The following is a 19457-nucleotide window of genomic DNA, read 5'->3' as shown; positions in this document are numbered from 1 at the left end:
ATTTATCGGCGAAAAGCCGAACAGCTTTAGATGGTCATGTAGCCATCCGGAGAAAGGCGGGGTTTCAAGACACCCCTAAAGTTTCCTCCCAGCAAGCCGATACCCGTCCCAAAGGTTCGCGAACAATGTGCCCATCGGCGCGTCGCTGGCCAAGGAGCCAAGCGTGATCATCCAGCCAACCAGCGTTGCCGCACTGACCTGGCTCGGTGCTGCCGCCGGCGCCAGCTCTGAGGGCTGGCGCATTGGCAACGTGTTGTCCGCGCGCCCCCTTGGTGTCAACGAACAAGGGCTGCTGGTGCTGCAGATCGGTGCGCTGACCGTCGAGGCCGAAGCGCCGGGCACCAAGCTGCCGCCGCAGTTCCAGGTGCGCGTGCTCAGCGTGGGTGCGCAGCCGCAATTGGAAATTCTTGGCGCCGATGCATACCCCGACAGCACGGTTCATCAGGCGCTGCGCGAACGGTTGCCGCAACAAAACGGCTACGCACCGCTGCTCGCCACCGTTGGCGCGCTGTCGCAATGGTCCATGGCCAAGCAATTGCCGCCCTACGTACGCTCTGCCCTGGCCTTGCTCGAACACAGCATGAGCACACCGCGCGAGCTTGCCACGACCGACGGCTTGCGCCAGGCGGTGAATCGCAGCGGCCTGTTTCTCGAAGCGCAGCTCGCCCAGGCGCCGGCCAACGATGCCACTACCGCGCATGACGACATGAAAGGCGCCTTGCTGCGCCTGGTCGCCATCCTGAAAGGGCAGTCCATGCTCGGCGAAAGCAGCGGCAGCGAGGTGGACCCGCCGCTGCTGTATCGCGGCGTGGTTCCGCAAGCCCGCGTGCCCTTGCCGCTGGAACTGGCCAGCACCACCGATGCCACCGAACTGCTGCCGCGTCTGTACACCGACGTGCAGGCCGCCCTGGCGCGACTGGAAGTGGCGCAGCTGCAGGCCAATCCGAATCACTGGATCGTGGAGATCCCTGTCCAGACCGAGGACGGCGCCGACGTGCTGCAGTTGTCGCTGAAGCACGAGCCGGACGCCGAACAGGGTTGGAGCATGGGCTTTTCGCTGGATCTGCCCTCGCTCGGTCCGATCGTGGGCGAATTGCATCTGCGCGGCCTGCGCCTGGCTGTGCGGCTATGGGCGCAACATCGCGATACGGTGGACCTGCTGGAAGCGCAGTTCGAAGACATCCGCCAGCGTCTCAACGCCACCGGCCTGTTCCTGGATCAACTGAGCTGCCAGTTCGGCCTGCCGCAGGCCGGCAGCGGCATGAGCGCCGTGTTCCTGAAGGCGACCGTATGAGCGCGCCTTCGTTACCCGCCCCGCAACGCAAGGTGGTGCTGCGTCTTCCCGGTGGCGGCGAATCGCATTCGGCATTGTCCGGCGCGCAGGCACATGACGTGGAGAACCTGCTCAAGCATGCGAGTGCACTGGGCCTGCCGCTGCATCATGACCCGCAGATCGCGGCTTTGCTGGTATCGCTGCGGATGAGTGCGGATGTGCCGCCGTTGCTGTATGCGGCGGCGGCGGCGGTGCTTGCAAGCATCTATGAGGTTTCGCGCAAAGCGTAAGGTGGATTAGAGCCCATGGCTTAACGCATTTCTCGCGCTTGCAAGCATGCGTCACGATCGCGCGAAAGCGAGCAGTGCTGCAAGATCATGCCTGTCGGCCTTTCGTAGCGCGTCCACATATCGAGCCCGCACGTCGCCCGCCCTGAGCAAATGCGTTCTGCCCCAGGTAAACCGAGATTCGCCCAAGCTTACCGCCAGGCGATCGGCCATCAGGCGCGACAACCGACCGTTGCCATTTGGGAAGGGATGTATCCATACCAGGCGATGATGGAATCGCACGGCAAGCTCATCGGCCGCATAGGTGCCATGCTCAAGCCAATAACGAACGTCATCCACGAACGTTCGCATTTCCAGGTGGATGCGATAGTAGTCGACGCCAATGTTGCGATCGCTCTGGCGATACTCGCCGGCCCAATCCCAGACGTCTCCATACATCCGCTCGTGGACCTGGCAAATGAAATCCTGATCCGCAAAGCTCAGCGGGCCGAGGCGTCGCGCGAACAACCACTTTTCCGCCTTCAGGATGTTCTCTTGCTCTTCGCGGTTCAGCTCGGAACGATAGGTAATGTATGCGGGTTTAAGACCTTTTCGTTCTTCCGCACTTAGCTCGGTCTGCCCATCGTCCGCATCAAAAAGATCGACCATGGGCGCTTACCGCCACAGCTTGCGAAAGTCGATCTCGTTGTCGATGTAGTTCTGCAAGAACTCCTCACGCACGCCTCCCTGCAGCGATTGGTTCTCCAGCAACATGGTGTGCTCAACCGGCTTGAGCTGTTCGTTGGCGACCTTCCTGGCCTGGTCCTGCATGATGTTCTCCAACGATGTGCTGGGCACAAACGCGTAGACCAGTGTGCAATGCATGGCTTCGGCCGCCTTGCGCAACGTCGCCAGCCGTATCGAGCCGCTGATCTCCGACGCCTCCAGCCCACTCAGCGTGGCTTGGGTGACTCCCATGCGATGACCCAGCTGCTCCGCTGTCATGCCCAGCGCTTGGCGGATCGCACGAATCCACCCCTGGTTGGGACGTGCCAGTTTCTGGCTGAGGATTCGCCCATCCGCAAGCCGGATGTCCAGGTTTTTCCTGGCCTTGAGGGCCGCTGAGGCAGTAGTTTTCATAGCCTTTAACCTATGACAGTGACTCAGAACTATAGGCTATGAGCTATGATTTGTCCAAATTTATATAGGCTATAGCCTATTGAATGCTTCCCGCGCAGGTCAGGCCGCTTCCTTCGCACCACGATCCAGCCGGCAAAGCTTCGCCACATCCAGCAACGCCACGAACCCGCCTTGCCAGCCCATCACCGCCTGCACCGGATCGTCCACGCGGCCGGAGCGCATCGGCGGCGATTCGATCGCTTCCGGCTTGGGCTGCAGCAACTCGCCGACCGCATCGACACGCACACCCACGCGATGGGACTCATGCGTACACACGACGATACGCGTGGCCGCCGGATCAACCGCCGTTGTCGCGTTCAAGCCCAGCCGGCGGCGTCCGTCCATCACCGGCACGATGTTGCCGCGCAAATGGCAAATGCCGAGCAGGTCGCTGGCGGCGCCGGGGACCGGCGTGGGAGTGTTGTCGCGGATGACTTCGCTGACGCGGCTGAGCAGTACCGCGTAATGCTGGCCATCCAGTTGGAAGGACAGCCAGGGTTCGCGGGCAATCGCTGCGAGATCGGGAACGAGGCTCATGCGTTATCCCTTGTTGTCGGGTGTGGCCGCGTGCGGCGGCGACGCTGCGGGCGTGGTGATCAGCGATGCGATCGGCGTGATGACTTGCGGCGCGGGCAAGGTAGGTGGCGGCGTGACGACGAGCGGCGCCGTCTGCACGGCAGCAGCCGGTTGCGCGGCCACGGCCGGAGCGGGTGACGCAGCCTGGTCGCCGCTTGCATCGGCAGCCTGATTGATCTGGTCGCTGTTGGTGTAGAAGCGGCGTGGCGCCGCCTTGTCGCTCAGCACCACCACCAGCACGCGGCGGTTCCGGTTGCGGCCATCTTCACTATCGTTGTCCGCGGCGGGACGGTACTGGCCCCAGCCGACGATGCCGAGCCGTTCCGGATCGACCCCGTGTTCGGCGAACAGGCGCGCCACGCTGGCTGCGCGTGCGGCGGAAAGCTCCCAGTTGGAAGGATAGACGGCGGTGTCGATCGGCACGTCGTCGGTATAGCCTTCCACCCGCAGGGGATTGCCGAACGGCGCCAGGATGTCGCCGAGGCTGGTCAGGACCTGCGTCGCCGAAGGCGACAAGGTGGCGACACCACTCGGAAACAGAATGTCCGTGCGAATCTCGATTTCCAGCCAGTTCGGCGTACGCCGCACCACCACCAGCTTCTTGTCGATCAGCGGCTGCAGCGCATGCTCCACCTCGTTGCGGATGCGCTCGAGATTCTGCTGCTCCTCGCTGAGCTTGGTCTTGTTCTGATCCGACGGCGTGCCCTGCGACGTATTGGGCGTGGCGATGTGCTGCGTCAGTACCGGCAGCAGGATCTGGGCGAGCGGCGTGCGCGGAATCGGGGCCGGCTTGTTGGTCGGCACCGGCATGCTCGACTGCGGCGCATTCGGCGTCAGCGGCTGGATCACCGCGCGGGAGCCATTGAATGCGGCCGAGATCGCCTGTGCCAGCGCACGATACTTGGTGGTGTTGACGCTAGACATCGCATACAGCACCACGAACAACGCCAGCAGCAGCGTAAGCAGATCCGCGTAGGGAATCACCCAGGCTTCGTGGTTGGCGTGCTCTTCGTGCTTGTGCCGGCGTCTCATACGAGATAGCCCTGCAGTTTGCTCTCGATCTGCCGCGGGTTGTCGCCTTCGGCAATCGAGATCAAGCCTTCGATCAGGATTTCACGGACTTGCGTCTGCTTGTTGATCAGCGCCTTCAGCCGCGCGCCGATCGGCAGCAGCAGCAGATTGGCCAGGCTGATGCCGTAGATGGTGGCGACGAAGGCCGCGGCGATGCCATGACCGAGTTTGGCCGGATCGGTGAGATCGCGCATCACCGCCATCAGTCCCAGCACGGCACCGATGATGCCCATGGTCGGCGAATACACGCCGCCTTGTTCGAATACCTTGGCGGCCTGCAGATCCGCGTGTTCGCGCGTAGCTACTTCCAATTCCAGCGTGGTGCGGATGGCTTCCGGCTCGCTGCCGTCGACCAGCAGCTGCAAGCCCTTCTTTACCAGCGGATCGTCTTCCGCATCGATGTGCGGCTCCAGGCCCAGCAAGCCCTGGCGACGCGAGATTTCGCTCCAGCCGATCACGCGGCTGATCAGGTCGGAAGGACGCAGCTCCGGCGGCTGGTACACCATCCGCAGCATGCCTGCTGCGCGCTTGAGCACCTTGCCCTGCGTATGCAGCAGCAAGGCAGAGATGGTGCCGATGAACACGATCACGAAGGCCGCCGGATTCCACAGTGCGGAAACATCGGTGCCCTTGAGGATCGCGCCGACGATCAGCACGACGAAGGCGAGGATGGTGCCGGCGATGCTTACGACGTCCATGTCCGTATCCCGCGATCGATGCTTTGCTCGTCACCCCGGCGCACGCCGGGGCCCAGTGTCGTTGTTCCAGAAAAGTCGCTGGGTCCCTGCTTTCGCCGGGATGACGAGCGTGAGGTGTCGTTGAATGTGTTCATCACGCCGACACCTTCAGCGATGGCAACAACCGCCCGTCGTCTTGCGACAACGCAGCGAGATCCAGCACCAGTGCAAGCCGTCCGTCGCCGGTCACGGTGGCGCCCGCCACCCCCGGCACGCCTTCGAACAACGGTCCCAGCGGCTTCACCATCACGTCTTCACGGCCGATCACTTCGTGCACCAGGCAACCCAGGTGCATGTGGCCCACGTGCAACACCACCACGTGGCGGCCAACCGAGCCCGGCACGCCGGCCCAATCGCCGAGATCGCCCAGCACCAGCGCACGTCCGCGGTGCGCGGCGACACGGCGGCCGTCGAGCATGTGGTCATGTTGCGGATTCAACTCGAACACTTCGCTGACGTTGCCCAGCGGCAGGGCGAACAGGCGATCGCCCACCCGCACCATCAGCACACGCAAGATCGCCAGCGTCAGCGGCACGGTCAGTTCCAGCGTACTGCCGGACCCGAGGCGCGAATGCACCTGCAGCGTGCCGCCGAGTTCGGCCACGCGCGTTTTCACCACGTCCATGCCGACGCCGCGACCGGAAATATCGGAGATCTGCGCGGCCGTGCTGAAGCCAGGGCGGAAAATCAGTTCATAGCATTCCACTTCGGACAGGCGCGCGGCCTGCGTCGCATCGATGACGCCTTTCTCCACCGCTTTGCGGCGAAGCACGTCCGGATCCATGCCGCGTCCGTCGTCGCTCACCGAAATCACGATGCGTTCGCCGCGCTGGCTGGCCGAGAGCTTTACCTTGCCCTTGCGCGGCTTGCCGGCGCGTTCGCGCCCGGCCGGATCTTCCAGGCCGTGGTCGACCGCGTTACGCAGCAAGTGAATCAGCGGATCGGCCAAGGCTTCGACCAGGCTGCGGTCCAGATCGGTCTCTTCGCCTTCGGTGATGAGTTCTATGTCTTTGCCGAGCTGGCGTGCGAGATCGCGCACGATGCGCGGAAAGCGTTGAAACAAACGGCCGACCGGCTGCATGCGCATGCCGAGCACGGCGTTCTGCAGATCGTCGGAGACGCGATCGAGATCGCCGGCCATCGTCGCCAGCGTTTCGTTGTCGCTGCGCGAAGCCAGGCTGAGCAGGCGATTGCGCAACAGCACCAGTTCGCCGGCACGGTTGACCAAAGTATCCAGCCGCGTGGTGTCGACGCGCACCGTGTTTTCGGCGGCCGATGGTTTTGCCGCAGCAGCCGGACGCGCCGGCTCCGCCGCTGCAGGAGCCGGCGCGAGAGCAGGCGAAGGAGCCGGCGCTGCGGGTACCGCAGCCGGTTGGCCCGGCGCCGCGCCCTTGCCGTGCAGGTTGTCGAGCAGGGCTTCGAATTCGTCGTCGCTGATCTCTTTCTTTTCCGGCTCGGCCGCTTTTACCGCGCCCGGCGGCGCACCTTTGCCGTGCAACGCATCGAGCAGGCTTTCGAATTCGTCGTCGTTGATGTCGTTGGAGGCGTGCTTGGTGGCACCGGGTGCGCCGCCCTGCCCGTACAGCGTGTCGAGCAGGGCCTCGAATTCGGCTTCGATGGGATCGGCCGAACGCGCCGGCTTGGCCGGTTCGCTTGCCGTTGCAGTGTTTTCTACCGCAGGCTGCAGACGTTCGAGCAACGCGGCGGGCGGCGGTGACATGGCTTCGCCGCTCGCCAGCGCGGACATCATGCCGTTGAGCAGGTCCAACGCCTCGAGCAACGCATCCATGTGCGTCGAGTTCAGCACCAGCTTGCCGTTGCGCGCGTCGTTGAGCAGTTCCTCGGCGCAATGGCACAGCTGCACCATCGGCTCGATACCAAGAAAGCCCGCGCCGCCTTTCACCGTGTGGAAGACACGGAACACGGCATTGAGCAATTCGCGATCGTGCGGCGAAGCTTCCAGCTCGATCAGCTGTTCGCCCAGCCGTTGCACCAACTCCCCGGCCTCGACCAGGAAATCGTCACGCAGCTCGCTGTCGAGGTTGGCGTCCATCAAGCTCTCTTTCCGGTGGCAACCATCAAAACCCGAATTCGCTCAGCAAACGATCTACTTCGTCCTGGCTATGCACCTTCGCCACTTCCACCGGCGCTTCGCGCCCGGCCAGTGCACCGGTGAGGCGCACCAGTTCCAGCAGCGACGATTCCACACTCTCGATGAAGCCGACCACTTTCTTGACACGCTGGCCGGCCAGGTCCTGCCAGGACTGCACCAGCACCATGTCGTTGAGGCCTTCGCTGCACGCACCGGCAAACACCTGCGCCTGGCGCGCGAGCACCGCGGCCGGATCGGTTTCGCTGTCGTTGAAATCCAGCACGGCTTTGGCGTTGTTGGACAGTGCCTCGGCTTCCGGACGGATGCGGTCGACGAAATCGAGGCTGCGATGCGCCGCCTGCGCACTCATCTCCAGCACTTCGGCCAGATAGTTGCGCGCATCGACCATGCTGTCGGGCACGCCCTCGTTGGCCAGGTCGCTGCCCAGGCGGGACACGGCACCGTGCAGATCGCGTGCCAGCACGCCGAGCGCACGGAACAGATGCTGTTCGCGCTGGCGCACCATGGCATCTAGCGCTTGCTCGAATGCAGCGCCGTCCTTGCTGTTGAGCAGATCGAGCACTTCCGGCGGAAGGGTCTCGTTGACGGGGACGGTCACGGCATTCATGCGGAAGCTCCACTAGCGGCCAGGCGCTCAAAAATCTTGTCGAGCTTTTCCTTGAGCGTGTTCGCCGTAAAAGGTTTGACGATGTAGCCGTTCACGCCGGCCTGGGCGGCAGCGATGATCTGCTCGCGGTTGTTTTCGGCGGTGACCATCAGCACCGGCAGGCCTTTCAGCTTGGGCTCGGCGCGAATGGCCTGCAGCAGCTCGATGCCGGTCATGTTCGGCATGTTCCAGTCGGTGACGACCATGTCGAAGCTGTTGGCCTTGAGCATCGCCAAAGCGTTGTTGCCGTCGTCGGCTTCCTGGATGAGCGGGTTGCTGAAACCCAGCTCGACCAGCAGGTTGCGAACAATTCGCCGCATGGTGGAGAAGTCGTCCACCACCAGAATTTTCATGTTCTTGTCCAAACACGTTCTCCAGAGGCTTTGAAAACGAGGGGGAGTCGAGAAACGAGTGAGGTGCGAACCGTCGGTGTTTCTTCTGTCCTTCGGAAGAAGGTTCCTCGGGTAGGTCGGTCGGCCAAGCCTGGATGCGCTGCCGTATCTCGATTGCCCGGAAGCCCTCTTCCGAAGAAAGAGGCATGCACCATCGGTGCGCGGAATGCGTGTTGCTGACCTGAAACTCGTTGCCCGCTCCTTCTCGTTCGTTGTTGCTAACCGCGCCAGTCGCTCATGCGTGCGCGCAATCGGACCAGTGCCTGGCCGTGGATCTGGCACACGCGCGATTCGGTCACGCCGAGCACCAGGCCGATTTCTTTCAGGTTCATCTCCTGCTCGTAGTACAGGGACATCACCAGTTGTTCGCGCTCCGGCAGCGTACCGATCGCCTCGGCCAAGGCTCCGCTCAGGTTTTCCTGCTCGAAGCTGTCCTGCGGACCCAGGCCGTCGTGGTCGATCACGTCCAGCGCGCCAGCCTCGCCGCCTTCGCCGTCATCCGGCGCCGTCAGGCTCAGCAGTCGCGCGTTGGTCGCGTCGGACAGCACCTGGTGATACTCCTCGGCGGTCATGCCGAGCCGCTTCATCACCTCGGCGCTATCCGCATCGGCGCCGGTTTCGTTTTCGATCTGCCGCGTCACTTCCGCCACTTCGCGCACCTTGCGGTGCACCGAGCGCGGGGTCCAATCGGTGCGCCGCAGTTCGTCCAGCATCGCGCCACGGATGCGGATGCCCGCATACGTTTCGAAGCTGGCCGCGCGATCGGTCGTGAAGTTTCGCGCCGCCTCCAGCAAGCCGATCATGCCCGCCTGCATCAAATCTCCTACGTCAACGCTCGGCGGCAGCCGGCCCATCAGGTGGTAGGCAATGCGCCGCACGAGCGGCGCATGCTTGCGCACCAGTTGGTCCGCGTCCTCGCGTTGCAGCTGCAGATATTCCGAAGCCACATTCATGTCACCACCCCGCAGCCGGCAGGCTCTGCCCGCTGAAAAAAGCAATTCGACCAAGGTCCGGGTACGCGGGTTTTCCCCATGTATCGACCGCACCTGCCAATTGCTTGAATCCGACCGCCGCACGGCTGGAAGGCCACAGGTCGACTACCGCGCCCTGGCGCCGGATCGCCTGCCGCAACCATTCGTCGTGCGGCACCATGCCCATGTAGTCGAGCGCGATATCGAGGAAGCGCCCGCACACACGCGCGAGTTTTTCGAACAGCTTCTTGGCGTCGCCCGCCTGGCGCACCATGTTGGCGACGATATGGAAGCGCCGCACGCCGAAGTCGTGGGCGAGAATCTTGATCAAGGCATACGCATCGGTGAGCGAGGCCAGTTCATCGCACACCACGATCAGCACGTCGTCGGAGGCGGCAGCGAACATGGCGACGTTGTCCGCCACGCCGGCTGCCGTATCCACCACCAGGAATTCCGGCGGCTGCCGCAGCTCGTCGAAGGCGCGGATCACCGCGGCGTGTTCGCCATTGCCCATCTTGGCCAGGCGGCGCACGCCGGAGCCGCCCGGCACCACTTTCAGGCCATGCTGCGCGGGGATGACCAGATCCTGCAGCGTGCACAGGCCTTCCAGCATGTGCCCGACGTGGCGGCTCGGGTTGAGGCCGAGCTGCACATCCACGTTGGCCACGCCCATGTCGGCGTCCAGCAGCATCACGTCGCGGCCGGCCATCGCCATCGCCATCGCCAGATTGACCGCCACGGTGGTCTTGCCCACGCCGCCCTTGCCGCCCGCCACCGCGATGGTGCGCGTGATGCGCGAGCGCGGCACGACCGGCCGCAAACTGGCCGCCTGCATGAATGCGTCGAGTTCTTCCCGCTGCGTGCGGGTGGCGGAAAACAGATTCTGCAAACCGGTTGCCTGGTTCACTTGCAAAGCCTCATTAGTCATAGACCCGCCACCGCCATGCCGAAACGCTCAGCCATGTCCAGGTCCTCGCCGGCGAAGCCGAGCTTGCGCTGCTGCTGCGCGGCGCGGCATACCAGCACGCGCGCATCGGCGGCGCTGATGTCTTCGGGCACACGTTGGCCATCGGTGGTGCAGTCCAAGGGAATGCGGTGACGGATCAATACGGAAAGCAGGCCGCCAAGGCTCGGTGCTTCGTCGAGCTTGGTGGCAATGCATACGCTGGGCTGCAGCGGCAGGTAGGCGCGCACCGAATCGTCCAGCGCAGGCGCCTGTGCATTCGCGGCAAGTACCAGGCAGGCGCGCAGCGTGGTGGCGCCATGGGTGGTGGCTTCACGCAACACCTCCATCTGCTGCTGCAGGCGCGGGTCGTTGCCGGCCACGCCAGCGGTGTCGACCAGCACGGTGTGGTGGTCGCGTAACAGGTGCAGCGTCTGCGCCAGGCCGACTGCATCGTAGGCGGGATACACGCGCACGCCGAGCAGGCGGCCGTAATGTTCCAGCTGCGCGGCGGCACCGATGCGGTAGTGATCGGTGCTGACCAGCGCCACTTTGTTCGGGCCGTGGTGCATGACCGCGCAGGCCGCCAGCTTGGCGATGGTGGTGGTCTTGCCCACGCCCGTGGGGCCAACCAGCGCGATCACGCCGCACACATCGGCCAGGGCGCGGCCGCTGACTTTCAGGCTGCGGCTAAGCAGGCCGAGCGGCAGATAGCGCGCCTGGTCGGCATTGATTTCTTCGGGCAGCTCATCGATGAGCTGGCGCGCCACGTCGGTATCGATGCCCAGGCGCGACATGTCGCGCAGGACGCGCGCACGCATCGGGCTGCGGCGCTCCATGTCGTTCCACGCCAGGCTGGACAGTTGCTGTTCCAGCAATTGGCGCAGGCCGCCCAGTTCGGTGCGCATGCGCGCGGTTTCCAGCGCGTGCTGTTCGAACACCGGCTGCAGTGCGGCCAGTTCGGTGGCTGGCAGCGGCAACGGTGGGGGTGGCGGTGACGGTGGCGTCATGGCGCGCGTTTCCTTGGCCGGCTCCTTCGCCGCTTCTTTGGCGATGTCCTTGAGGCGCTCTTTGGGGGTTTCCTTTACCGCTTCCTTCATCGGCGGCTTGGTCGGTGCGGATGCAGCTACAGGTACCGGCGCGGGCGCGTTGACGCGTGCGGCTTCGCGCATCAGCGCTTCGTCGTAATCGACGGCGGCAATGATTTCGATGCCTTCTTCGAGACGGCGCGTGGACAGGATCACCGCGTCGGCGCCCTGCTCGGCGCGCACGTCGCGCATGGCCTGGCGCATGTCGGGAGCGATGAAGCGCTTGATCTTCATGTGGCGCTCCCACCCTCGGCAACGGGCGTTGCGCGCGGGAGCGGCTGCCTATTCACGCTGATACTCACCATCCGATACTCCCGAGTCATCGCAACCTCATCCCACTCATCGAACAACTTCGCATTGGTGGCCCGCGAACGTTGATGGCCTTGCCCTCAACGTCCGATGGCTTGAACAAGCCGCACGCGGCGGTTATCCGGAACTTCGTTGTAAGCCAGCACATGCAGGTTCTGGGCCACGTGGCGGGTGAAGCGCGAGAGCCACGGACGCAGTTGCGGTTGCACCAGCATCACGGCCGGTTCGCCGTTCGCCTCCTGCCGGCGCGCCGCTTCGGCGACGCTCTGCTGCAGGCGATCAGCGAGCCCGGGCTCCACGGCCGCACCGACCGCACCACTGCTCGAGAGGGATCCGAGCAAGATCTGTTCCAACTCCGGAGCGAGGGTCAGGACCGGGATTTCCGCGCCCAAACCTGCGATCTCCTGCACAATTTGACGGCCGAGTGCGACACGCACATAGGCGGTGAGGGCGCCAGGATCCTGACTTTGGCTGGCATGCTCCGCCAAAGACTCGACGATGGTGCGCATATTGCGCACCGGCACCCGCTCGGCCAGCAGGTTTTGCAGCACTTTCACCACCACGCCGAGCGACAGGCGCTTGGGCACCAGGTCTTCCACCAGCTTGGGCGCGGTCTGTGCCAGGCGGTCCAGCAACTGCTGCGCGTCCTGGTGGCTGAGCAATTCGTGTGCGTGGTTCTGCAGGATGTGCGAAAGGTGCGTGGCGATCACCGTGGCCGGATCGACCACCGTGTAGCCCAACGCCTGCGCATGGTCGCGCTGGTTGTTGTCGATCCACACCGCTTCCAGCCCAAACGCGGGATCGCGCGTGGGCACGCCTTGCAGCGTGCCGTGCACGCGGCCGGGGTTGATGGCGAGATGGCGCTCGGCATAGACCTCCGCCTCGCCCATCGGCACGCCCATCAGCGCGATGCGATACGTATTGGGGCCCAGGTCCAGGTTGTCGCGGATATGCACGGCCGCAACGAGAAAACCCAATTCTTGCGAAAGCTTGCGGCGCACCGACTTGATGCGTGACATCAGCTCCCCGCCCTGGTTCTTGTCCACCAGCGGAATCAGCCGATAACCCACCTCCAGGCCCACCGGATCGACGCTGGCGACGTCTTCCCAGCCAAGTTCCAGGCGTTCGGTGGAAGCCGGCGCCGGCAACGCTTCGGCGGAGGCCGCGGCCAGGCGTTCCTTGGCCTCCTTTTCGCGCTTGATCATCAACCACGATGCGCCGCCGCAGACGGCGGCCAGCATCAGGAAGGCGATGTTCGGCATGCCGGGGATCAGGCCCATCGTGCCCAGCACTACGCCTGCCACGGCCAACGCGCGCGGCTGCGCAAACACCTGGCCGACCACCTGTTTGCCCATGTCGTGCGCTTTGGACACGCGCGTGACGATCACCGCGGTGGCGATCGACAACATCAGCCCCGGCACCTGCGCGACCAGGCCGTCGCCGATGGTCAGCAGCGTGTACGTGCGCGCCGCTTCGCCGGCACTGAGGCCATGCTGCAGCATGCCGACGAAGAAGCCGCCGACGATGTTGATGAACAGGATCAGGATGCCGGCGGTGGCATCGCCGCGCACGAACTTGGAGGCGCCGTCCATGGAGCCATAGAAATCGGCTTCCTCGCGCACTTCCTGGCGGCGTTCGCGCGCCTGTTCCTGCGTCAGCAGGCCGGCGTTGAGATCGGCGTCGATCGCCATCTGCTTGCCGGGCATCGAATCGAGGGTGAAGCGCGCGGTCACTTCCGACACGCGCGTGGCGCCCTTGGTGACCACCACGAAGTTGATGATGGTGAGGATGGCGAACACCACCAGGCCGACGGCGAAATTGCCGCCGATCACGAATTCGCCGAACGCCTCGATCACCTTGCCCGCCGCGCCGGCGCCGTCGTGGCCGTGCAACAGAATCACGCGGCTGGACGCGATATTGAGCGCCAGGCGCAGCAACGTGGCGAGCAGCACCACGGTAGGGAACGCTGCGAATTCCAGTGGCCGCATCACGTACACCACTGCCAGCAGGATCACCAGCGACAACGCAATGTTGAAGCTGAAAAGCATGTCCAGCACGAACGGCGGCAACGGCAGCATCAGCATCGCCAGCATGGCGAGCATCACGATCGGCGCCCCCGCGCCGCGGCGGCTGACCTGCTTGAAGGTGTCCAGAACGCTTGCGGTTGCCATGTGTGTGCCTTATCGAATCATGGTTGGCGGTAGCGGCCTTGCAGCTCGGGATCGATATCCGGCCGCGGCACATCGGGAATCGGGCCGCCGCGCTCGGTGGCCTGCTTGAGCTGGTAGACGTAGGCGAGGATCTGCGCCACCGCCACGTACAGCGCGGACGGAATCTCGTGGCCGATCTCGGTGGTGGCGTACAGCGCACGCGCCAGCGGCGGCGCTTCCACCAGCGGAATGCGATGCGCATCGGCCACCAGGCGAATCTGCATGGCCAGCACGTCCAGGCCCTTGGCCACCACCCGCGGCGCGCGCATGCGCGCATCGTCGTAACGCAGCGCCACGGCGAAGTGCGTGGGGTTGACCACGATCACGTCGGCCTTGGGCACGTCCTGGATCATGCGGCGGCGCGCGATCTGCTGCTGCATCTGGCGGATACGGCCCTTCAGGTGCGGATCGCCTTCGCTTTCCTTGTGTTCGTCCTTCAGTTCCTGCTTGGACATGCGATGCTTGCGGTCGTAGTCGAAACGCTGCCACAAGGCGTCGAGGCCGCCGATCACGCCCAGCAGCACCGCGAACAACAGCGCCGCGTGCGCCACCAACACCAGCGCGTGCGCGACGCCTGCGCCAATCGCTTCGTGGCCGGTTGCCATCACCGCGCTTTCGTCGTGGCGCAGCAGCACTACCAAGGCAACGCCGATAAAGGCGACTTTCAACAACGACTTCGCCAGTTCGATCAAGCCATTGAGCGAGACCAGCCGCGCCAATCCGCCGATCGGATCAAGCCGCTGGAAGTTCGGCACCAGCGCCTGCGAGCTGAAACTCAAACCGCCGATCAACACGGACGAACCCACCGCAGCGATCAGCGTCGCGGCGAACACCGGCAGCAGCAAACCGAGCATCTCGCCGAGCGCCGCATGCAAGGCGCGCGACATCAGCGCGTCGCTGAACAAGGCCTCGCGCGAGTAGTTCAGCCCCAGTCCGTAGATGTGCTGCATGCGCGCATACATGCTGGAGCTATAGGAAAGCAGGATGCTCGCACCAGCCAGCACCACCATCGCGCCGGAAAGATCGCGCGAACGGGGAATGTCGCCTTTCTCGCGGGCTTCCTGCAGGCGTTTGTCCGACGCTCGTTCGGTGCGGTCCTCGTGTTCAGTCTCGGCCATGGCTTACAACCCCGCCAAATGCCGCATCAGGTCCCAGCCGACGGACTGCAGCGCCGAATACGCACTGATCAATCCACGCATCGCCAGCCACAGCGCGATGAAACCCATGCAGATGCTGATCGGGAAACCCACCGCGAACAGGTTCATCGCCGGTGACGCGCGGCTGGTGGCGGCGAAACCGACGTTCACCAGCAACAGCGCCGTCATGGCCGGCAAGGCCACCCGCAATGCGCCGGAAAACAGGTCGCCGCCCGCCATGATGAGCACCCACAAGGACTTCGTATCCATCCCCGTGACGCCGGGCGGCAGTCCGCGAAAGCTCTCCGCCAGCAGTTCGATCACCTGCAAATGGCCGTCCATCGCCAGGAACAGCAGGCTCACCATCACCATGTAGAACTGTCCCAGCACCGGCACGCTGGTATTGCTGGTCGGGCTGATCAGCTCGGCAAAACCCAAGCCCATGCTTTGCCCGATCAAAATGCCGCCATATGACACCGCCTGGAACACCAGCTGCAGCACGAAGCCGATGCTGGCGCCGATCAACATCTGCATGGCCATCGTCGCCACGCCGGCGGCACTGAGCAGATCCAACTGCGTCGGCGCCAGCGGCGCCAGCACCAGCGTGAGCACGACGGTCAGCGCAACGCGAATGCGCGCCGGCACCACCGTGGCATTGAAGATCGGCGCCGCCATGCAGAAGCCGCCCACGCGACCGAGCGCCCAGAACATGCCGGACAGCCAGTGGATCAGCGTGGCCAGCTCGATCGTCATTTGACCGCCTCCGGCAGCCCCACGATGATGTCGTGCGTGAATTGCACCAGCGTATGCAGCATCCACGGCCCCGCCACCAGCCCCACCGCCGCCATCGCCAGCAGCTTGGGAATGAAGCTCAGCGTCATTTCGTGGATCTGCGTGGCAGCCTGGATCACGCCGACGAGCAAACCGACCAGCAGCGCGGTTAGCAACAACGGCGCGGCGATGAGCATGCCGATGTAGAGGGCATGCTGGCCGAAGTGGATCACCCATTCCGGCGTCATGTGTAGAAACTCCCGGCCAGCGTTCCCATCAGCAACGACCAGCCATCCACCATCACGAACAACATGATCTTGAACGGCAGCGAGATAATCGACGGCGACACCATCGCCATGCCCATCGACATCAGTACGCTCGCCACCACGATGTCGATCACCAGGAACGGGATGAACAACAGAAAGCCCATCTGGAACGCGGTCTTCAATTCACTGGTGACGAAGGCCGGCATGGCCACGCGGAACGGCACGTCGTCCTTGCTGGCATAGGGTTGTTCCTTGGCCAGGTGCGTGAACAGTTGCAGATCCGCATCGCGCGTCTGGTTCAGCATGAAGCGCTTGAACGGCGCGGCCGCGGCGGGAATCGCGGCTTCGGCGCTGATCTGGTGATCCATGTACGGCTTTACGCCGCTCTCGTAGGCGCGGTTGAGCACCGGCGACATCACGAAGAAGGTAAGGAACAGCGCCAGCCCGAGCAGCACCTGGTTCGGCGGCGTGGATTGCGTGGACAGCGCCTGGCGCAGAAAACTCAGCACGATGATGATGCGGGTAAACGAGGTCATCATCAGCAGCACGGCCGGCAACAAGGTCAGCACCGTCATCAGTGCGACCACTTGCAGCGACAGGCTCCAGTTCTGGCCGCCACTGGCATTCTGCACGGTCAGCATGGGGATGCCGGCGGCGGGCGAGATGGGGGCGATCGGGGTGATTGCCGTCGAGGTGGTTGTGGTTGCTGCGTGTGCGCCGAATGACATCAGTGCCAGTAACGCCGTCAGCAGCAAGCCCACCAGAAGCTTCCCGATCCCGTCACCCCGGCGCACGCCGGGGCCCAGTGACTTTGCTTGCGCCGGCGTATGGAATCTTTCGCATGCGACGTCATTCATGACTTCCGCCCCAAGCGCCCCAACAACTCCGCAAAAGGCGGCAGCGGCGCAGGCGCCGGCGTGGCGTCCACCGGCACCGTGCCTTCATAGACATGCAGCGCGCGGATGCCGCCGGCCCCCACGCCGACCAGCAAACGCTTGCCATCGGCTTCGATCAGCATTACGCGCTCGCGCGTGCTGATCGGCATCGTTTCGATGCAGCGCAGCCGGCGTCCACCACCCACCTGCCGCGCCTGCAGGCGACGCGTCAACCAACCCGCGGCAACGATCAGCGCCACGATCGCACCCAGGCTCAACATCACCCGGATCAATTCGCCGGTCACGTTGATATCGGGCACGCTCGCCACCGGCGCGCGCGCCAATGCGGTCATCATGATGCTCATCTCAGCTTGCGCACGCGTTCGGCGGGGCTGATCACGTCGGTGAGACGGATGCCGAACTTCTCGTTGATCACCACCACTTCGCCGTGCGCCACCAGCGTACCGTTGACGAATACGTCCAGCGGCTCACCGGCAGCGCGGTCAAGTTCCACCACCGAGCCCTGGTTGAGTTGCAGCAGGTTGCGGATGCTGATGCGCGTGCGGCCCACTTCCATCGCCAGGGTCACCGGCACATCCAGGATCATGTCCAGGCTGACGTCGGCCTTGTCCCCGCCCACGCCGTTCAAGGTGTCGAACTCGATGGGCTGCTCGCCGTTTTTGGCGTTCAGGCCATGTGCGGAATCGAAGTTCTGGCTCATGCGATTTTTTCCGGGGCAAAGTCGAAAGTGGGAAGCGGTGCGCGGCGGCCGGCCGCCTTTTTGTAGCGAACGGCAAAGCGGCCGTTGGTCTGGCCGTACTCGCCGCGGAAAATCGGGATGTCTTCGGCAAACACGGTGGTGACGTCAGGGAGGGTGATCGGAATCACGTCGCCGATGCGCAGGCTGAGAAATTCGCCGATGCTGACTTCGGTTTCCAGCAGCAGCGCCGTGAGTTCGACCTCGGCATCCATCACTTCGTCATGCAGGCAATGGATCCAGCGCTCGTCGCGCTCACCCATGCGATCGCTCTGCACGCCGGCGTCGAGCATGGTGCGGATCGGTTCCACCATCGCGTACGGCAGGGTGAGATGCACCTCGCCGCCACCGCCATCGAGTTCGACGTGGAAGCGCGACACCACCACGGTTTCGGTCGGGCTGACGATGTTGGCGAACTGCGGGTTGATCTCGGAGTTGATGAATTCGAATTGCACCGGCATCACCGGCGCCCAGGCCTCGATCATCGCGACGAATACTTCGGCCAGCAGGATCTGGATCACGCGATTCTCGGTCGGCGTGAAATCGCGGCCCTCGATGCGTGCGTGGTAGCGACCGTCGCCGCCGAAGAAATTGTCGATCACGGAGAACACCAGCCGCGGCTCCATCACCGCCAGCGCAGTGCCGCGCAACGGCTTCACCTTGACCAGGTTCAGATTGCTCGGCACGTTCAAGCCGTGCACGTATTCGCTGAACTTCTGCATCTTCACGCCCAGCACCGACACTTCGCAGGTCTTGCGCAGCACGCCGAACAGCTGGGTGCGGAAGAAGCGCGCGAAGCGATCGTTGATCATTTCCAGCGTCGGCAAGCGGCCGCGTACGATGCGGTCCTGCTGGGTGAAATCGAAATCCAGCACCGTGCCCGCCGGCGGCGGCACATCGCTTTCGGTTTCGATCTGACCGCCGTCGACGCCGTTGATCAGGGCGTCGATTTCTTCCTGGGTAAGCAGGTCGCTCATGGCCGCGCTCCCGTCACTGCATCACGAAACTGGTGAAGTAAATGGCGTCCACGTCCGCCTTGCCGATCTTGTCGGCCACGATCTTGCGCACGGCATCCAACGCTTCGGCCTGCAGTTTTTTCTTGCCGTTGATGTCGCTGAGCCCGGCGTAGGTCTGGCTGCTGAACAACATCACCAACGCATTGCGGATCACCGGGTCGCTGTCTTTCATCGCCTGGATCGCGGACGGATCGTGCGTCATCACCGTCACGCCCACCTGCAGGTAGCGCGTAGCGTCCTGGTCCTGGAAATTGACCACGAAGGCGGGGTCCAGCGGCAGAAACAGCTCCGGCGCCTTGGGCGGCGTCACCGCCGCTTGCGCACCATGGCCGCGGGTGTAGAGATAACCGCCCGCCCCCAGCAGCACCAACGCTGCAATGCCGGCAAACATCATCGTGCGGCCGCTTTTCTTCTTCGGCGGCGCGACGGAGACTTCGTCTTCCATATCTTCGGCGTTAGCCATGAACAACCCCATCCCATACAAGACATGACACCGCGCTTCGAACGCGAAGCGGGCTTGGCTACAGGGGTTTTAGCAAGTGGCGTGCCACGCTTTGAAAGCACGTAGTGGCGCGGTTTGCGGGGCTTGTGCGGGTGGCGGGGCGGCGTTTTATTGACGCGTGCCGGGATGTAGGCGCGAAACGAGTGTGGTGAATTCGTCGGCGCGCGTTCGATGACGCGAAGGGCTATGCCCTCTTCTGCGAAGTAGCTGATTGGCGTCGAATCCCATCTCGCCGGATCTGCTCCCTCCCCTACGTGTAGTAGGGGCGGGTTGGGGTGGGGTGAAGCAACCTCGCGATGAGCTCAAAGCATGCTGCAAGCTCGAGCAACCCCACCCCAGCCCTCCCCTACTTCGCAGGGG

22 protein-coding genes are annotated in these 19457 nt (G+C 64.0%); 2 read left to right on the top strand and 20 right to left on the bottom strand.

Annotation, left to right across the window (positions count from 1 at the left end; genetic code table 11):
- Window positions 1-163 precede the first annotated feature (163 nt).
- Together VMA74_RS16325 and VMA74_RS16320 are read left to right on the top strand one after the other, a co-directional pair.
- Window positions 164-1294, top strand: a complete 1131-nt coding sequence (locus VMA74_RS16325; RefSeq protein WP_325368847.1) for a flagellar hook-length control protein FliK — start codon at window positions 164-166, stop codon at window positions 1292-1294.
- Window positions 1291-1563: a flagellar biosynthesis protein gene (locus tag VMA74_RS16320; RefSeq protein ID WP_325368845.1), complete on the top strand. Its 273-nt coding sequence runs from the start codon at window positions 1291-1293 to the stop codon at window positions 1561-1563. The genes VMA74_RS16325 and VMA74_RS16320 overlap by 4 nt, the downstream gene beginning before the upstream one ends.
- 51 nt (window positions 1564-1614) lie before the next feature.
- Here VMA74_RS16320 and VMA74_RS16315 read toward each other — a convergent pair whose 3' ends face one another.
- The 20 genes from VMA74_RS16315 to VMA74_RS16220 all read right to left on the bottom strand — a co-directional run bounded on the left by VMA74_RS16315 (window position 1615) and on the right by VMA74_RS16220 (window position 19058).
- Window positions 1615-2208, bottom strand: a complete 594-nt coding sequence (locus VMA74_RS16315) for a mobile mystery protein B (RefSeq protein WP_325368843.1) — start codon at window positions 2206-2208, stop codon at window positions 1615-1617.
- Between the two features lie 6 nt (window positions 2209-2214).
- Window positions 2215-2679 carry a mobile mystery protein A gene (locus VMA74_RS16310; RefSeq protein WP_325368841.1) on the bottom strand — a complete coding sequence of 155 codons (465 nt, stop codon included), beginning with the start codon at window positions 2677-2679 and terminating at the stop codon, window positions 2215-2217.
- A gap of 99 nt (window positions 2680-2778) precedes the next feature.
- A complete protein-coding gene (locus tag VMA74_RS16305; RefSeq protein WP_325368839.1) occupies window positions 2779-3255 on the bottom strand; it encodes a chemotaxis protein CheW in 477 nt (158 codons plus the stop codon).
- Window positions 3256-3258: 3 nt separating this feature from the next.
- Window positions 3259-4326 carry a flagellar motor protein MotD gene (gene motD / locus VMA74_RS16300; protein ID WP_325368837.1) on the bottom strand — a complete coding sequence of 356 codons (1068 nt, stop codon included), beginning with the start codon at window positions 4324-4326 and terminating at the stop codon, window positions 3259-3261.
- Window positions 4323-5063: a flagellar motor protein gene (locus tag VMA74_RS16295; RefSeq protein ID WP_325368835.1), complete on the bottom strand. Its 741-nt coding sequence runs from the start codon at window positions 5061-5063 to the stop codon at window positions 4323-4325. The genes motD and VMA74_RS16295 overlap by 4 nt, the downstream gene beginning before the upstream one ends.
- 133 nt (window positions 5064-5196) lie before the next feature.
- The gene (locus tag VMA74_RS16290; protein WP_325368833.1) at window positions 5197-7155 is read right to left on the bottom strand and encodes a chemotaxis protein CheA; all 1959 of its coding nucleotides are present in this window, start codon (window positions 7153-7155) and stop codon (window positions 5197-5199) included.
- A 25-nt stretch (window positions 7156-7180) separates the two neighbouring features.
- Window positions 7181-7822, bottom strand: coding sequence for a protein phosphatase CheZ (locus VMA74_RS16285; RefSeq protein ID WP_325368831.1), 642 nt, complete (start codon window positions 7820-7822; stop codon window positions 7181-7183).
- Entirely contained in the window at window positions 7819-8226 is a 408-nt protein-coding gene (cheY, locus tag VMA74_RS16280) for a chemotaxis response regulator CheY (protein WP_325368829.1), read from the bottom strand. Before cheY ends, VMA74_RS16285 begins: the two co-directional genes overlap by 4 nt.
- A gap of 245 nt (window positions 8227-8471) precedes the next feature.
- On the bottom strand, window positions 8472-9206 hold the full coding sequence (locus VMA74_RS16275; RefSeq protein WP_325368827.1) for an RNA polymerase sigma factor FliA: 735 nt from the start codon (window positions 9204-9206) through the stop codon (window positions 8472-8474).
- Window position 9207: 1 nt separating this feature from the next.
- On the bottom strand, window positions 9208-10131 hold the full coding sequence (locus VMA74_RS16270; protein ID WP_325368825.1) for a MinD/ParA family ATP-binding protein: 924 nt from the start codon (window positions 10129-10131) through the stop codon (window positions 9208-9210).
- A gap of 17 nt (window positions 10132-10148) precedes the next feature.
- Window positions 10149-11489: a flagellar biosynthesis protein FlhF gene (gene flhF / locus VMA74_RS16265; RefSeq protein WP_325368823.1), complete on the bottom strand. Its 1341-nt coding sequence runs from the start codon at window positions 11487-11489 to the stop codon at window positions 10149-10151.
- A gap of 155 nt (window positions 11490-11644) precedes the next feature.
- The gene (flhA, locus tag VMA74_RS16260) at window positions 11645-13735 is read right to left on the bottom strand and encodes a flagellar biosynthesis protein FlhA (RefSeq protein ID WP_325368821.1); all 2091 of its coding nucleotides are present in this window, start codon (window positions 13733-13735) and stop codon (window positions 11645-11647) included.
- Window positions 13736-13752: 17 nt separating this feature from the next.
- The gene (flhB, locus tag VMA74_RS16255) at window positions 13753-14892 is read right to left on the bottom strand and encodes a flagellar biosynthesis protein FlhB (protein WP_325368819.1); all 1140 of its coding nucleotides are present in this window, start codon (window positions 14890-14892) and stop codon (window positions 13753-13755) included.
- 3 nt (window positions 14893-14895) lie between these two features.
- On the bottom strand, window positions 14896-15663 hold the full coding sequence (gene fliR, locus VMA74_RS16250) for a flagellar biosynthetic protein FliR (protein WP_325368817.1): 768 nt from the start codon (window positions 15661-15663) through the stop codon (window positions 14896-14898).
- Window positions 15660-15929: a flagellar biosynthesis protein FliQ gene (gene fliQ / locus VMA74_RS16245; protein ID WP_325368815.1), complete on the bottom strand. Its 270-nt coding sequence runs from the start codon at window positions 15927-15929 to the stop codon at window positions 15660-15662. Before fliQ ends, fliR begins: the two co-directional genes overlap by 4 nt.
- Complete coding sequence (fliP, locus tag VMA74_RS16240; RefSeq protein WP_414649626.1) at window positions 15926-16675, bottom strand: flagellar type III secretion system pore protein FliP; 750 nt, start codon at window positions 16673-16675, stop codon at window positions 15926-15928. The genes fliQ and fliP overlap by 4 nt, the downstream gene beginning before the upstream one ends.
- A 125-nt stretch (window positions 16676-16800) precedes the next feature.
- Window positions 16801-17178 carry a flagellar biosynthetic protein FliO gene (gene fliO, locus VMA74_RS16235; protein ID WP_325368810.1) on the bottom strand — a complete coding sequence of 126 codons (378 nt, stop codon included), beginning with the start codon at window positions 17176-17178 and terminating at the stop codon, window positions 16801-16803.
- Between the two features lie 5 nt (window positions 17179-17183).
- Window positions 17184-17543: a flagellar motor switch protein FliN gene (gene fliN, locus VMA74_RS16230; protein WP_414649623.1), complete on the bottom strand. Its 360-nt coding sequence runs from the start codon at window positions 17541-17543 to the stop codon at window positions 17184-17186.
- On the bottom strand, window positions 17540-18556 hold the full coding sequence (fliM, locus tag VMA74_RS16225; protein WP_325368808.1) for a flagellar motor switch protein FliM: 1017 nt from the start codon (window positions 18554-18556) through the stop codon (window positions 17540-17542). Before fliM ends, fliN begins: the two co-directional genes overlap by 4 nt.
- Before the next feature lie 13 nt (window positions 18557-18569).
- Entirely contained in the window at window positions 18570-19058 is a 489-nt protein-coding gene (locus VMA74_RS16220; protein ID WP_325368806.1) for a flagellar basal body-associated FliL family protein, read from the bottom strand.
- Window positions 19059-19457 lie beyond the last annotated feature (399 nt).

The sequence above is a fragment of the Dyella sp. genome (genome assembly GCF_035508675.1).
In the GTDB taxonomy this organism is placed as follows: Bacteria; Pseudomonadota; Gammaproteobacteria; order Xanthomonadales; family Rhodanobacteraceae; genus Dyella_B.
Note: the sequence above shows the minus strand (reverse complement) of the source record. Positions and strands in the feature narration are given on the sequence as shown.